This window comes from Antarctobacter sp. (assembly GCF_034670325.1).
Classification (GTDB): domain Bacteria; phylum Pseudomonadota; class Alphaproteobacteria; order Rhodobacterales; family Rhodobacteraceae; genus Antarctobacter.
In genome coordinates this window covers 52,671-66,918 of record NZ_JAXMNR010000012.1, presented here as the reverse complement: position 1 = coordinate 66,918, position 14,248 = coordinate 52,671, and the positions used below count along the sequence as shown (strand labels likewise).

General features: G+C 62.0%; 13 protein-coding genes. 6 read left to right on the top strand and 7 right to left on the bottom strand.

The window, feature by feature from the left end:
• The first annotated feature begins 42 nt into the window (after positions 1-42).
• Both VOI21_RS22470 and VOI21_RS22465 read left to right on the top strand, forming a co-directional pair.
• The gene (locus tag VOI21_RS22470) at positions 43-1,194 is read left to right on the top strand and encodes a tyrosine-type recombinase/integrase (RefSeq protein WP_416358999.1); all 1,152 of its coding nucleotides are present in this window, start codon (positions 43-45) and stop codon (positions 1,192-1,194) included.
• 140 nt (positions 1,195-1,334) lie between these two features.
• Complete coding sequence (locus VOI21_RS22465) at positions 1,335-2,465, top strand: hypothetical protein (protein ID WP_323772204.1); 1,131 nt, start codon at positions 1,335-1,337, stop codon at positions 2,463-2,465.
• Positions 2,466-2,887: 422 nt separating this feature from the next.
• Here VOI21_RS22465 and ychF read toward each other — a convergent pair whose 3' ends face one another.
• The 3 genes from ychF to VOI21_RS22450 all read right to left on the bottom strand — a co-directional run bounded on the left by ychF (position 2,888) and on the right by VOI21_RS22450 (position 6,014).
• Positions 2,888-3,985 carry a redox-regulated ATPase YchF gene (gene ychF, locus VOI21_RS22460; RefSeq protein ID WP_323772203.1) on the bottom strand — a complete coding sequence of 366 codons (1,098 nt, stop codon included), beginning with the start codon at positions 3,983-3,985 and terminating at the stop codon, positions 2,888-2,890.
• Positions 3,986-4,124: 139 nt separating this feature from the next.
• The gene (locus VOI21_RS22455; RefSeq protein ID WP_323772202.1) at positions 4,125-4,505 is read right to left on the bottom strand and encodes a DUF805 domain-containing protein; all 381 of its coding nucleotides are present in this window, start codon (positions 4,503-4,505) and stop codon (positions 4,125-4,127) included.
• A 138-nt stretch (positions 4,506-4,643) separates the two neighbouring features.
• Positions 4,644-6,014 (bottom strand): MATE family efflux transporter, encoded by a 1,371-nt coding sequence (locus tag VOI21_RS22450; RefSeq protein ID WP_323772201.1) that lies wholly within the window; start codon positions 6,012-6,014, stop codon positions 4,644-4,646.
• A 101-nt stretch (positions 6,015-6,115) separates the two neighbouring features.
• On the opposite strand from VOI21_RS22450, the gene VOI21_RS22445 reads away from it, so the two are divergent.
• Positions 6,116-6,760, top strand: a complete 645-nt coding sequence (locus tag VOI21_RS22445) for a TIGR02453 family protein (protein WP_323772200.1) — start codon at positions 6,116-6,118, stop codon at positions 6,758-6,760.
• A gap of 3 nt (positions 6,761-6,763) precedes the next feature.
• Here VOI21_RS22445 and ppk2 read toward each other — a convergent pair whose 3' ends face one another.
• Positions 6,764-7,771 carry a polyphosphate kinase 2 gene (gene ppk2 / locus VOI21_RS22440; protein WP_323772199.1) on the bottom strand — a complete coding sequence of 336 codons (1,008 nt, stop codon included), beginning with the start codon at positions 7,769-7,771 and terminating at the stop codon, positions 6,764-6,766.
• 167 nt (positions 7,772-7,938) lie between these two features.
• Here ppk2 and trpA point away from each other — a divergent pair, with 167 nt between their 5' ends.
• Positions 7,939-8,730 carry a tryptophan synthase subunit alpha gene (gene trpA, locus VOI21_RS22435; protein WP_323772198.1) on the top strand — a complete coding sequence of 264 codons (792 nt, stop codon included), beginning with the start codon at positions 7,939-7,941 and terminating at the stop codon, positions 8,728-8,730.
• Here the strand turns inward: trpA and VOI21_RS22430 are convergent.
• Positions 8,718-10,067: an ATP-binding protein gene (locus VOI21_RS22430; RefSeq protein WP_323772197.1), complete on the bottom strand. Its 1,350-nt coding sequence runs from the start codon at positions 10,065-10,067 to the stop codon at positions 8,718-8,720. The two genes, trpA and VOI21_RS22430, sit on opposite strands and share 13 nt — an antisense overlap.
• A gap of 3 nt (positions 10,068-10,070) precedes the next feature.
• Entirely contained in the window at positions 10,071-10,607 is a 537-nt protein-coding gene (locus tag VOI21_RS22425) for a heme NO-binding domain-containing protein (protein WP_323772196.1), read from the bottom strand.
• Between the two features lie 129 nt (positions 10,608-10,736).
• Here VOI21_RS22425 and VOI21_RS22420 point away from each other — a divergent pair, with 129 nt between their 5' ends.
• On the top strand, positions 10,737-11,900 hold the full coding sequence (locus VOI21_RS22420; RefSeq protein ID WP_323772195.1) for an alpha-hydroxy acid oxidase: 1,164 nt from the start codon (positions 10,737-10,739) through the stop codon (positions 11,898-11,900).
• Between the two features lie 190 nt (positions 11,901-12,090).
• Positions 12,091-12,963, top strand: a complete 873-nt coding sequence (locus VOI21_RS22415) for a polysaccharide deacetylase family protein (protein WP_323772194.1) — start codon at positions 12,091-12,093, stop codon at positions 12,961-12,963.
• 60 nt (positions 12,964-13,023) lie between these two features.
• On the opposite strand, the gene VOI21_RS22410 is transcribed toward VOI21_RS22415, so the two are convergent.
• Positions 13,024-14,247 carry an MFS transporter gene (locus tag VOI21_RS22410; RefSeq protein WP_323772193.1) on the bottom strand — a complete coding sequence of 408 codons (1,224 nt, stop codon included), beginning with the start codon at positions 14,245-14,247 and terminating at the stop codon, positions 13,024-13,026.
• Between the last annotated feature and the right edge of the window lies 1 nt (position 14,248).

Sequence of the window (14,248 nt, the reverse complement as noted above, 5' to 3'; positions counted from 1 at the left end):
TTATACGCCCAATAACCTTGCGTTATCGGACCTAAAAATGATATGCTCGAAAAAATGGGCAGTCTCACAAATAACAGTACCAGAATCGAGGGCTCCGACGCCCCAGAGGACGAGATTTCGCGTTCAGCGTCCGATGACACGCTGAACGGTGACGAGCACAACGAGAGAGAACAGGTGGAAAGTGCATCAATCGCCCTGCCTGCTCATGTCGCCGGCTCCGGCACCCTCGACCGGCTGATCGATACGGCGCGCGGATACGCCGAAGCTTCAACGGCCGAAAACACCAACAAAGCCTACGCCGCCGACTGGAAACACTTCACCCGCTGGTGCCGGCTGAAAGGAACGGATCCCCTGCCCCCCTCGCCCGAGATGGTGGGGCTTTACATGGCCGACCTTGCCGCATCGACGGGGAAGACCCCTGCTCTCTCGGTCTCAACCATCGAGCGCCGTCTCTCTGGGCTGTCCTGGAACTACTCACAGCGTGGGTTCACGCTCGATCGCAAGGATCGGCACATCGCGACTTTCCTGGCCGGGATCAAGCGCAAGCACGCCCGCCCGCCGGTCCAGAAGGAAGCGATCTTGCCGGAGGATATCCAGGCGATGGTGGCCACCCTGCCCTACGATCTGCGTGGTCTCCGGGACCGGGCGATCCTTCTCATTGGATATGCTGGCGGTCTTCGGCGGTCGGAAATCGTCAGTCTCGATGTGCACAAGGATGACACACCGGACTCCGGTGGCTGGGTCGAGATCATGGAACAGGGTGCCCTGCTAACGCTAAATGCCAAAACCGGGTGGCGCGAGGTCGAGGTCGGGCGCGGCTCAAGCGACCAGACCTGTCCCGTCAACGCACTTGAGAAATGGCTACACTTTGCAAAGATCGACTTTGGGCCGGTCTTCGTGCGCACCTCGCGGGACGGCAAACGTGCCCTCGAGACTCGCCTCTCCGACAAGCACGTAGCCCGACTGATCAAGGCAACCGTTCTGAAGAGTGGCGTCAGATCCGATCTTCCGGAAGCCAAACGGCTGGCAATGTTCTCTGGCCATTCCTTACGCGCAGGGCTCGCCTCGTCGGCAGAGGTTGATGAGCGCTATGTTCAAAAGCAACTCGGACATGCGTCGGCCGAGATGACCCGGCGCTACCAGCGCAGGCGCGACAGGTTCCGGGTGAACCTGACCAAAGCCGCAGGGCTGTGATGTTCGGGAATCTTGACGCTTTGGTGAAACGCTAAGGTAAAATTCGAGTGGTTCAGTTTCAGCTTACTGCTTCAATTGAAATCAGGAACTAAACGCGACACCCGGTGCCGCCGGACAATTCACCGGGCCCGCGATGCCGAATGCGCATCAGCACGCAGGCCCGGCCTGACACTGATCCCTCTGGTGAATTCGTGCGCCGCACGCTCGAAGCGCAGATCCTCCAGTCGCTACAAGAGTTGATGTCGGTCGAAATCTGCGACCCCGACACACAGGCGGACCGCGCTCTCCCCGAAGACATCGAACTCGAAGTCGAAAACCTGATCGCGGGCAACAGTTCGACCCTTCGGGTGATGTGGAAACGCAAGCTGGGGCAGCACCGGCTCTGGTCCAATACCCGTTCGCTTGAGGTGGACTGCGGCCCGGTCTTTCAGGGCGCAGGGTTTCAGAAGCTGGCCTTTGATTCCGTCGAAGCATTGCGCAGTCAGGCGCGCAAGATCTGGGCTCGCCCCGACCCGCAGTGCGCAGCGGATTTCCTGTGCCTGCAAGCAGCGGAACGCGTCTTTCGTATGACTCCCGGCAGCATGTTGGAGGCGGACAGACTTTTGGCGCGGGCCTATGAAATCGCGCCGCGCGGGCTCTATGCCGCCTGGCGTGGATTCCTGCGCATGATGCAGGTCGTCGAAATGCACCCGGTCGACTTTCAACAGACCGCCGACGAAGCCACCGATTTTGCCCGCCACGCAATGGAGGACGAGGCGCAGAATTCCTACGTCTGTGCGCTGGCCGCGTCGGTTTTGCTGATCCTCGAAGATTCGCCGCACTGCAGTGCCCAGATCGCGCAGGACGCGGTTGCGATAAACCCGGCCAATCCGCTGGCATGGGATGCTCTCAGCACCGCCGCGATCTACAATGGTCAACCGGACAAGGCGCACAGCTACGCGACCCGCGCTCAGCGCATCGGCGGTGCCGGCGTGACGAAGCCATGGCTGGATATGGCCTGCTGCCTGACCAGCGTGGTCACACACAATTACCCTCTGGCCAAGGAATACGCCCGGTCTTCGCATATCCTGTGCCCGGACTTCCGCCCGCCCCTGCGTTACCTGCTGGCGCTCGCCGCGCACGAGGGCGACCAGAGGGAAGGCGAGCGGTTCTATGACAAGCTCAGAGTCCAGGAACCAAATTTCTGCTTTGAACGCCTTGTGAAGGATCGCGATTATCCAATGGCTGCCTTCCGCAAAAGCGGGCTGTCATTGGACCCTCGATTCTTCTGAATGGGGACTGTTGCATAAAAAGCTTGGTACTGGGACCGTGGCAAAAACAAAGTGCACGATGTCGCCATGTCAGCCTTTCAAACGCCACAGATTTCCGGCGGTCATGATCCTATGTGCCGTACGTATGTATCTGCGCTACCCGCTTTCCCACCAAGATGCCGCAGGTCTGCTTGAGGAACGTGGCGTCGGTGTCGACCGATCAACAATCTATCGTTGGGTTCAGAAATTCGGACCTGAGCATGCAAAACGCACTGACAAACGCCGCCCCGATCGGAGCAGCGTTTTCCGGGTCAATGCAAAATCAATGACTTAGGCCGAGGTGGCGGAGAACGACCCGTCAAGAAGCAGCCGAAAATCCCCGAATGGCAAATTTACCCAGGGGATTTCATGCGCGATCGTCCACCAACAAGTTGCGACGGGGATCAGGTGTTGAAGAGGAAGTGCAGGACGTCGCCATCCTTGACCTCATATCCCTTGCCCTCGGCGCGCATCTTGCCCGCGTCCTTTGCGCCGATCTCGCCGTTGCAGGTGATGTAGTCGTCAAAGGCAATCGTTTCGGCGCGGATAAAGCCGCGCTCGAAATCGCCGTGGATCACACCCGCCGCCTGCGGTGCCAGCGTGCCTTCGCGGATCGTCCAGGCGCGCGCCTCTTTCGGCCCGACAGTGAAATAGGTCTGCAAGCCCAGCAATTCGTAGCCCGCCTTGATCAAACGGTCGAGCCCGGCCTCCGCAAGCCCAAGTTCCGACAGGAACTCGGTCGCCTCTTCGGCGTCAAGTTGGCTGATCTCTTCTTCGATCTTGGCGCTGATGACCACATGCGCATTGCCCTGCGCGGCGGCCATCTCACCCACCTTGCGTGACAGGTCGTTGCCCTCAGAGGCGTCGGCCTCATCCACGTTGCAGACATACAGCACCGGCTTGGCGGTCAGCAGTTGCATCATCCGCCATGCCTTGAGGTCGTCCTCATCCACATCGACCACGCGGGCGGGCTTGCCCTCTTCCAGCGCGGTAAGCGCCAGTTTCATCAAACGCTCCTGTTGGATCGCTTCCTTGTCGCCACCGCGCACCTTGCGCACGATGTTCTGCAACCGCTTTTCCAGCGATTCCATGTCGGCAATGATCAATTCCGTCTCGATGGTCTCCGCGTCAGAGACCGGATCGACGCGCCCGTCCACATGGGTCACGTCCTCATCCTCGAAGCAGCGCAGCACGTGAGCGATGGCATCGACCTCGCGGATGTTGGCCAGAAACTGGTTGCCCAGCCCTTCACCCTTGGAGGCCCCTTTGACCAGACCGGCGATGTCGACAAAGGTGATCCGCGTCGGGATGATCTGCTTGGATTGTGCGATCCCGGCCAGCCGGTCCAACCGCGGGTCGGGCACTGCCACATCCCCCACGTTCGGCTCGATCGTGCAAAAGGGAAAGTTTGCCGCTTGCGCCGCAGCGGTTCTGGTCAGCGCGTTGAACAGCGTCGACTTGCCCACGTTGGGCAGCCCCACGATTCCCATCCGAAAGCCCATGCGACACCCTCCATCTTGCGTGACGCGCCGCTTCTAGTCGGGGGCGGGCAGCGGCGCAAGGCGCGACACGTCCGGCGGAACGCAAAACCCCTCTTCCAAGCAGGAAGAGGGGTCATGTCGGTCAATGTCGAAAGCCGTTTCAGCCGAAACGGTTCGGACCCGGTGTCGGTTTCTGGACAAAGAAGTAGATCAGCACCAGTGCGCCGACGATCGGCACAAGTATGATCAGGTACCACCAGCCCGATTTGTCGATGTCATGCAGGCGGCGGACGCCGATGGCGATGCCCGGCACCAATGTCGCCAGAGAGAAGATCGCGCCGAAAAGCTGCATCCCCAGCATGGCATCGACCAGGCCGAGCGCCAGCGAGATAAGGAACAAGGCCAGCGCGGCCCACCACAACTCGCCGCGGTTCGACCGGCCCTCGAAATTGATGTAGTTGCTGAAGAAAAGCTTGAGTGCTTCAACCATGCCGACTTCGCGGGTATACCCGCCGGCGGCCGCGTCCATGGTGTTTGCCATAATGATGTCTCCTGAAAACTGTCCTGAGGTCCATGAGTGTTGCAGGCCGCGTTTCCAGCCCGATAGACGCACTTAATCACTGGTGCTGCATTCGCTCAATGGCGGAATACCTCCAGTCGCCATCGGACGTCAAAACCGTTACCCGTGTGCCAGATGACGCGCCACAATCGTGGGACTCTGCCGCCAGAACCGCTGCATCAACAACACGGCGGCCACCGCAAGGCCGAACACAAGGCCCATCCAGATCCCCTCGCCGCCCCAGTCAAAGTAGATTCCGAACAACCAGGCGCAGGGCATTCCGACCCCCCAATAGGCGACCCCCGCCATGATCATCGGCACGCGGGTGTCCTGCAATCCGCGCAGCAGACCGATGTGGATCACCTGCGCGGCGTCCACGGCCTGAAACAGCGCCGCCATGATCAACAGTCCGCGTCCCGTTGCGATGATCGCGTCGCGGTCCGGGTCCGTCGGGTCGATGAACAGCCCCATCAGCGCCTCTGGGAAGACAAGGAAAACGGCCACCGTCACCGCAACCGCGACCGCGCCCAGCAGGGCGACCACCTCGGCCCCGCGCAGCAGGTTGGCGATGTCCCCACGCCCAAGGGCCGCGCCCGCGCGCACCGTGGCGGCATTGGACAGGCCGACCTGCACCATAAAGGCCGCCGTCGCGATCTGGATTGCAACACCATGCGCCGCCAGCGGGATTGTGCCCAGCCAGCCCATAAGAACCGCAGAAGCCGCGAAAAGCGCCACCTCGGCCAATGTGGTCAGCCCGATGGGCCAGCCCAACTGAAAGACCCGGGCGAACATCTCCCAGTCGGGTTTCCAGAACCGCACGAACAGCTCGTGTTCGGGCAGGATGCGCAGCGCGTAGACGACGATCAGCCCCAAAGACACAAGCTGCACCGTGACAGAGGCCACAGCCGCGCCCGCGATCCCCATCTCGGGCGCGCCCCAATTGCCAAAGATCAGCATATAGTTGACCAGCGCATTGGCCCCTGCGGCCGCAATGGTGATCCACAACACAACGCGGGTGTGTTCCAGCCCGGCAAGATAGCTTTTCAACACCATCACGCCCAGCGCAGGCAACATGCCAATGGATAGGGTCCGCAAATAGACCTGCGCCATCTGCGCGATGGCCTCTTTCTGACCGATCGCCGTCAGGATCGTACCGGAATACCAGAGCAGTGGCAGGATCAGCAGGGCGTAGATGATCGACAGCCACAGCGCCATGCGCGTGGCCCGCCGCACCTGCACCTCATCGCCCATCGCGGCAAAGCGCGCGACCATCGGCATGATCGCCCATGCAAAGCCCGACCCGAACAGGAACAGCGTGAAAAAGAACGACCCCGCCAGCGTCAGCGCGGCAAGTTCCGGCACCCCGTACCACCCCATCATGATCGTATCGGTCAGACCGATGGCAAATTGCGCCAGATGCCCGCCAATCAATGGCAGGCCAAGACGCAGAATGGACCGCGTGTGCATTATATGGCTGTCTGGGCGGGTCATGGCCTGCCCTTACGCATCGGACCATGTCGTGGCAAGGGCGCAGGTGCGCCGCAGGCAATCCTGTGGTAAGCTGGGTGCACCCTCCTGCATGGAGCCGCTTCATGGCCGAACCTGTCGATCTCAACCGGCTCTTGCCGGACGCTCGGGCGTTCCTTGCCGAGTTGGCTGCAAACAATGATCGCGACTGGTTCAAAGCCAACAAGTCGCGCTACGACAGCGACCTCAAACGCCCGTCGGAAAAGCTGTTGGCGCAAATCGCCAACTGGATGGGTGACACGCTGGGCGTGACTCCGCGCACCAAACTGTTCCGCCCGCACCGCGATGTGCGGTTCGCTGAGGACAAGACCCCCTATCACATCCATCTTCACATGATGTGGTCTCTTCCTGATGGTCGGGCGTGGATGTTGGGCGTTTCCCCCGAATATGCGACCCTTGGCGCAGGCATGATGGGCTTTGAACCGGCGCAACTTGACCGCTGGCGCGAGGCCGTGGCCTCGGACCACGGCGCTGCGCTGGCGGATATGATCGCCAAGGTGGGATGGCGGGTGGACGCGCCCGCGCTTCAACGTGTGCCATCCCCCTACCCCGCCGACCACCCCCGCGAGGAATTGTTGCGGCACAAGGGGTTTGTCGCATGGCGGGACAATCTGGACGAGGGCCTTGCCCTAGACCCCGAGGATACGATCAAGCAGGCCATTACCCATCTTGCGCCGCTCATGGACTGGCTGGGCGACGAAGTCGCCTGACCCTCAGCTACGCCGCGTGTCGGGGTGCAGAGCCTTGCCAAGGATGTGATCCGACCGGTGGATCACATGCCCTGCCCCGCCCACGATCAGCGGATCGGGCGCGCGGGCAATCTTGGGGTCCTTGCCCGGATAGTCCAGCGATGACAGGAAATGCCGCATACAGTTCAGCCGCGCGCGTTTCTTGTCGTCGGACTTGATCACCGTCCAAGGCGCATCGGCGGTATCGGTGTAAAAGAACATCGCCTCCTTGGCCTCTGTGTAATCGTCCCACTTGTTCAGGCTGGCCAGATCAATCGGCGACAGCTTCCACTGTTTCAGGGGGTCGGTCTCACGGCTGGAAAAACGCGCGCGCTGTTCCTGTTGCGTGACCGAGAACCAGTATTTGTAAAGATGGATGCCAGACCGCACCAACATGCGTTCCAGATCAGGGGTCTGGCGCATGAATTCCAGATAATCGCTGGGTTCACAGAAGCCCATCACCCGCTCGACACCCGCGCGGTTGTACCACGACCTGTCATACAGGACGATTTCGCCGCTGGTCGGCAGGTGATCAATGTAGCGCTGGAAATACCACTGGCCGCGCTCATCATCGGTGGGTTTGTTCAACGCGACCACACGGGCGGTTCGGGGGTTGAGGTGTTCGGTAAAACGTTTGATCGTGCCACCCTTGCCCGCGGCATCACGCCCCTCGAACAAAAGCACAAATTTCTGCCCGGTCTCCTGCGCCCATATCTGGACCTTCAGCAACTCTGCCTGCAACCGGGCCTTGTCGCGCTCATAGGCGCGGCGCGACACCTTGGTGTCATAGGGGTATTCGCCGGTCTCAAAGGCGCGGCGAATCTCATCCGTTGACGGGTGTCGCCGGTCAACTGGCGACCGGGACACCGTCGGTGCAACGACCTCCACGCTTTCAGGCGCGCTTTCGGACGCCGACACCTCAACTGCGGGCATGGCAGTCTCGGCGTCATTTACAGGATCAAGGGCGACGGGGGCGGAATTCTCTGGCGGCATGGGGTCTCCTTCTGTCTCTCCATGCTATTTTCGCAGAAAATCGCCGCGCGCACTTTGCGGCACGTCAAGAACGCGGAACAAATCGTTCTGCATTGCTCAGGTTCTGCCCGCCATTGCTTTTCCCGCGCGCATCCGGCAAGACGCGAAAGCCTTGCAGGGAGTGAGCCATGACACGCATCGAATCCACCTTCGCCCGGCTGCAAGCCGAGGGACGGAAAGCCTTTGTCTCCTATATCATGGCCGGTGATCCCGACGTGGACACCTCGCTGGCAGTTATGAAGGGCCTTCCCGGTGCAGGCGTGGACGTGATCGAACTGGGCCTGCCCTTTACCGATCCCATGGCAGACGGGCCGACGATCCAGTTGGCCGGCCAGCGCGCGCTTGAGGGTGGCATGACGCTGGACCGCACCCTGCAGATGGTGCGCGATTTCCGCGCCGGGGATGACACCACGCCGATCGTGCTGATGGGCTATTACAACCCGATTTACTCGCGCGGCGTGGAGAAGTTTCTGGAACAGGCGAACGAGGCTGGCATCGACGGGCTGATCATCGTCGATCTTCCGCCCGAAGAGGATGAGGAACTGTGCATTCCCGCGCAGGCCGCTGGCCTCAACTTTATCCGCCTCGCCACGCCGACCACCGACGACAAGCGCCTGCCAAAGGTGCTGCAGAACACATCTGGTTTTGTCTACTATGTCTCGATCACCGGAATCACCGGCGCGGCTGCGGCGCAGGCGGCGGACGTCGCCCCCGAAGTGGCCCGGATCAAGGCCAAGACCGACCTTCCGGTGATTGTCGGGTTCGGCATCCGCACGCCGGATACCAGCCGTGAGATCGCCTCGGTTGCGGATGGTTGCGTGGTTGGCTCTGCCATCGTGTCAGAAATCGCTGCGGGCAAATCCGTGGGTGAGATCCTGTCCTTTGTGGCTGGGCTGGCAGAGGGCGCTCACTCGGCCTGAGGTCGCAACAATCGGCCCATGCTTGCAGTCAGCTCTTCGCGTTTGACGGGTTTGGCGACATGGGCGTCGATCCCCTGCCGCAGATAACTGCTGACCTGATGCGTCATGGCATTGGCGGTCAGCGCGATGATAGGAACGCGCACTAACTCGCGCGCCGCCTCGACCTGTCGGATCATGGCCGCGGCCTCCAACCCGTTCATGACCGGCATGTTTACATCCATCAGGATCAGATCGTATGGGGCCATGAAATGCGCCTCGACCGCTGCGGACCCGTCGTTGACCATGTCGATTCTCAATGCGTAACGCCGCAAGAGCAGCCGCAGCACCCGCTGGTTCGTCTCACTGTCCTCCGCCACCAGAACGCGCCAAGGACGCGCGCGCAGCACCGCCTCTGTCCGTTTGGCGGCGTCGCCGTCCGTCAGAGACCTTGGGCGGGCATCGCGGACCCTGATGCGGGCGACAAAGCGGGACCCGCCCTCTGGTACGGATTGATAAAACAGATCGCCACCCATCAACCGACAAATCCTGCGCGCGATCGCCAACCCCAGCCCGGTGCCGCCGAACTTGCGCGTGATCGAGGCATCCGCCTGCGTAAAAGCCTCGAACAACCGCTCGCGTTTTTCCAAGGGCACGCCGGGCCCCGTGTCGCGCACCTGCAATTCCAGCACGTCACCCACACGGGTGAAATCCAGATACACACCGCCGGTCCCGGTGAACTTCAGGGCATTCGACACCAGATTGGTGATTACCTGCCTCAGTCGCGTCGGATCGCTGCACAGCCAGCCCTGCGCGCGGCTGTCCTGCCTAAGTACCAGTTCAAGGCCTTTCGCCTCGGCCCTTGGTTTATAGACCTGACGGATTTCGTGGCACAGCGCATCGAGGTCGAAATCACGCTCTTCAAGCTCCATTTTGTGGGCTTCGATCTTGGACAGGTCCAAAAGGTCGTTCAAAAGCTCCAGCAGCGACAATCCGCACGACTGGATGACTTCGGCCATCTCCTTTTGGTCCCTTTCCAAATCGCTTTCCACAAGCGCCGTCGCCATACCCAGCACACCGTTCAGCGGCGTGCGTATTTCATGGCTGATCATGGCCAGAAAACCGCTCTTGGCGGTGCTGGCGGATTCGGCAGCGATCTTGGCGGATTCGTATTCCCGCGTGCGATCCCGCACGGCCTGTTCCAACGCGGAAGCCTGCGTTTTCAGCGCGGCATTCGCCTCGAACAGGGCGCGGCTCTTGGCCTCAAGCAGCATTTCCGCCTCTTTGCGCGCCGCCCGCTCTCGTTCATAGCGCCGGCGCGAAACCCGACCATCTGCGTTGTTCTGCGCGATATGGCCCATGCCTCATCGCTCCAGCCGCACGTCGAACACCGCCTCGCGGGCCGACACCCGGTCTACAACGAGCGTTGCGCGCCCCCCGAAATGGTCGATGCACGCCTCGACCAACCCGTGACAAAAAGCAACAAGAGGACGGTCGGACCGATAGGTCATCCGCAGGCTATCGGCACCGGTCCTGACGGTTTCAAACCGCGGAAGCTCTGCATCCGGATACAGCTTGCGCACCTCGGCGTGAACCTCCGTCTCGATCGCGTCCAGCATGTCCAGCGCGGTGGTCTTGTCCCTGAAAAACTGCGGGTAGATCTGGACGAAACGGGTATGCATCCAACCGCCCAGCTTGCGTTGCAGATCATCGCGGGAAACGCCGGTCAGATCGCTGACCGCACCGACGATCCGCATCAATTCGGCGCAGGGGTAATGCCCCACAGATGTATAAGCCGCGCCAGATTCCAGATCCAACTGGTCCAAAAGGTCATCAACCGCGTCTTCACCGATGGCCTGTTCCGTCATCTCCAGGAATTCGGTGAAAACAACACCTTTCATAGCAGCAACTCCTTGACCTTAATGCTGATGCGATAGCGCACTGCGGTGAACGCTGTCTTAAGAGTCGCATTGCAAAAAACCTACATTATTGGTAATCGAAACTTACCAATTCCTTAGAAAGCGCCGTGCATGCCCGTCATTACCGAAATCGAGGATCTCAAACGCCTCTACCGCCGCCGTGTCCCCAAAATGTTTTACGACTACTGCGAATCCGGCAGTTGGACAGAACAGACCTTCCGTGAGAACTCTTCGGATTTCGACGACATCTACCTTCGGCAGCGTGTGGCGGTCGACATGGCGGGCCGGTCCACAAAAACGCAAATCATCGGCAATGACGCGGCAATGCCGGTGGCGCTGGCCCCGGTCGGCCTGACCGGAATGCAGCACGCCGACGGCGAGATCCTCGCCGCCCGTGCGGCGGCGAAATTCGGCGTGCCCTACTGCCTGTCCACCATGTCGATCTGTTCGATCGAGGACGTGGCCGAAAACACGGACAAGCCGTTCTGGATGCAGGTCTACACGCTCAAGGACAATGCGTTCATGCAGAACCTCTTTGACCGCGCAAAAGCGGCCAACTGTTCCGCAGCGGTGATCACCGTCGATCTGCAACTGCTGGGACAACGGCACAAGGATCTCAAGAACGGCCTGTCCGCCCCGCCCAAGCTGACGCCGAAGTCGGTTGCCAACATGATGACCAAGGTCGGCTGGGGTCTGGGAATGTTGCAGACCAAGCGGCGGTTCTTTGGCAATATCGTGGGTCATGCAAGCGGGGTCACCGATCCATCCTCGCTGGCGACTTGGACCGCAGAAAGCTTTGACCAGTCACTGAACTGGGACCGTATCCGCGAGTTCCGCAAGATGTGGGACGGGCCGCTGATCATCAAGGGAATCATCGACCCGCGCGATGCGCTGGAGGCCTGCAATGTCGGCGCCGATGCGATCGTCGTGTCCAACCACGGCGGACGGCAACTGGATGGGGCGCTGTCCTCGATCCGCGCGCTGGAGCCGATCATGGACGCGGTGGGGGACAAGATCGAGGTGCATATGGACAGCGGCGTGCGGTCCGGTCAGGACGTGCTCAAGGCGCGGGCGCTTGGGGCCAAGGCGGCTTGGATCGGCCGGGCCTATGTCTACGGGTTGGGCGCACGCGGAGAGCAGGGCGTGACAGAGGCCTTGCAGGTCATTCACAAGGAACTGGATCATTCCATGGCGCTCTGTGGGCATACGGACATCAACACCGTGAACCGCGACATCCTGATGGTGCCAAAGGGGTTCTCCGGCGACTGGAGCTGAGACCAACCTCCGGCTGGCGCGGGACCGGCCCTGCAAAACATGGCGCGCGGATTGACCCGCGCGCCGGGACTTTGGCTGAGAAACCTCTGCACGTCGCCGCGCTCGACACAGCCGCCCTCACCAGATAGCCAAGGGGTAAAGCCCGGCGCCCTGCCGGGCGGGACCGAACGGCAGCGCGCGGAGGACGGCCATGATGATCGCCTTTACCATGGACGATCTGCCCTTGTGGCCGCAGTCCTATCCACCGGTCGGCTACACCGCTGCCGGGATCGTCGATGCGATCCGCGCCGCGCTGGCAGACCACCGCATCACGGGCGTCTATGCCTTCTGCAACTCCTGGCCGCTGGACAAACACCCCGAATTTGCCGCCATCCTCGACGATTGGGTGGCCGACGGACACCATGTCGCCAACCATACCCACGGTCATATCGAGCTTCCCGATGTGACAGCCGAGGCGTTCATTGCCGATATCGACTTGGCCGAGGCACGCCTGGCCCCGTGGTTGTCCAAAGCACCGCGACAGCTGTTCCGCCATCCCCTCTGCCACTGGGGCGAGACCGCGGACAAGCTGGCCCGCGTGAACGCGCACCTAAAGAAGCGAGGCCTGACGCCGGTGGACGTGCATTCATGGGCCTTTGAATGGACCTGGAACAGGGCTTATCGCAATGCGCTGGACGCGCGGGACACCGAGGCGCAGACCTTTGTCAGGGAAAGTTTCCTCGACTTTTCCGTCGCGCAGCTTCGGCACGATATGGCGGCGGCGGAGGCCTGGTTCGGCGCGCCCCAAATCGGCATCACGCTGGGCCACAACGTGCCCTTCTTCGCCGACATCGCCTCAGCCTACTTCGCGCGCCTAAAGTCCGAGGGCGTGGAGTTCGTGCCTCTTGAAGAGGCGCTGACCGGGCCCGCGCAGACTGCTGTCGGCTCGGTCGTGTCGGGGGAGTTCCTGGTCTTGCATCAAAAACTTGCCGCTGCCGCCGGTCAGCCCCTGCCCCGCTTTCCCGCCGACATGGTTGCCCTGCACGCCCGGATTGTCGAGATGGCCGTGGGTCAGACCGGGTAAATCCCCGTTAACTCCCTGTTAAAAAAGACAATGTTTCGCGCGCGAAACACCCCGCCGGGGTCACCTGACGGGGCTTGCTTCCTTGAGGGCCGCACGGGCCGCCATCGGCACCAGAACCAGCGGGATCACCAGCATCAGTGCCCCCACCACGGTAAAGGAGGCGGCAAGGCCGAAGGCTTCGGAGAGGCCGCCCATCAGCGGCGGGCCGATGAAGAACCCGGCATAGCCCATCACCGCCACGCGGCTGATCGCAAGTGCCTTATACTCGGTCGCGACCTGCCTGCCGCACCACGAAAAAGCCATCGGCGCCACCACCGAAACCCCGAACCCCAGAACCGCAAAACCCAGATAAGCCACCGGCAAAGCTGGTGCCCAGGCCGCGCAGACCGCCCCGACCGCCGTCAGCACAGCGGCAAGCCGGATGACCGCCGCCTCTGACACGCGCTGCGCCACCACCTGCCCGCCAAACCGCCCCACCGCCATCGTCAGCCCAAGGATCGCAGGCCCCAGCGCACCCATCGCCGCACCTGCGCCCAGCCCGCGTTCCAGATGCAGCGCCGACCAGCCTTCTGTCCCCTGTTCGGCCATGAAGCCCAACAAGACAATCAACCCCAACGGCGCGAGCAGCGCCCATGACAGAGGCGCGGATTCGGGTGCATCCTCGGCGCGCGGTGTCTCTCGCACCGGGGCGCGGGCCATCTGGACGCAGAGCGCCAGAACCGGCACCGCCAGCGCGGCAAACACCGCCAACGGGGACCAGCCCGCCTCACGCGCAAACCCCGTCCCCAGCGCAGCCGCCGCATAAGACAGCGAGTACAGCCCGTGGTTGAGGTTCATCAGGGAGCGCCGTTTCTGCCCCTCCAACAGCGACAGCCGCGCGTTCATGGACACGTCCAGCGTGCCGGATGCCATCGCCCCCGCCATCATCGCCAGCGCAAAGCCCGTGCCGCTGCCCGCCAGCCCCGGCAAGAGAAACGCTGCCGCCATAATGACGCCCAAGACCGGCAGATCCACCGCCCCCAGCCGCCGTTGCACCCAAGGGGCCAGCCACATCGCAAGAACCGCGCCGGAGGCCGAAACCAGCATCGCCAGACCGAATCCACCGTCCGACAGCCCGACCTGCGGTTTCAGATCGGGCACCAGTGCCGCGAAGGCCCCCCAGTAAAGGCCCACGGCAACAAAGCCCGACGCCGGGCCACGGCTGATGTAAAGGTCACGAAACATGTCCTGCGGGTGCCACGGCGCGGCGGCCCCGTCCAGCGCGAAACCGACCCCGAAAGGCACG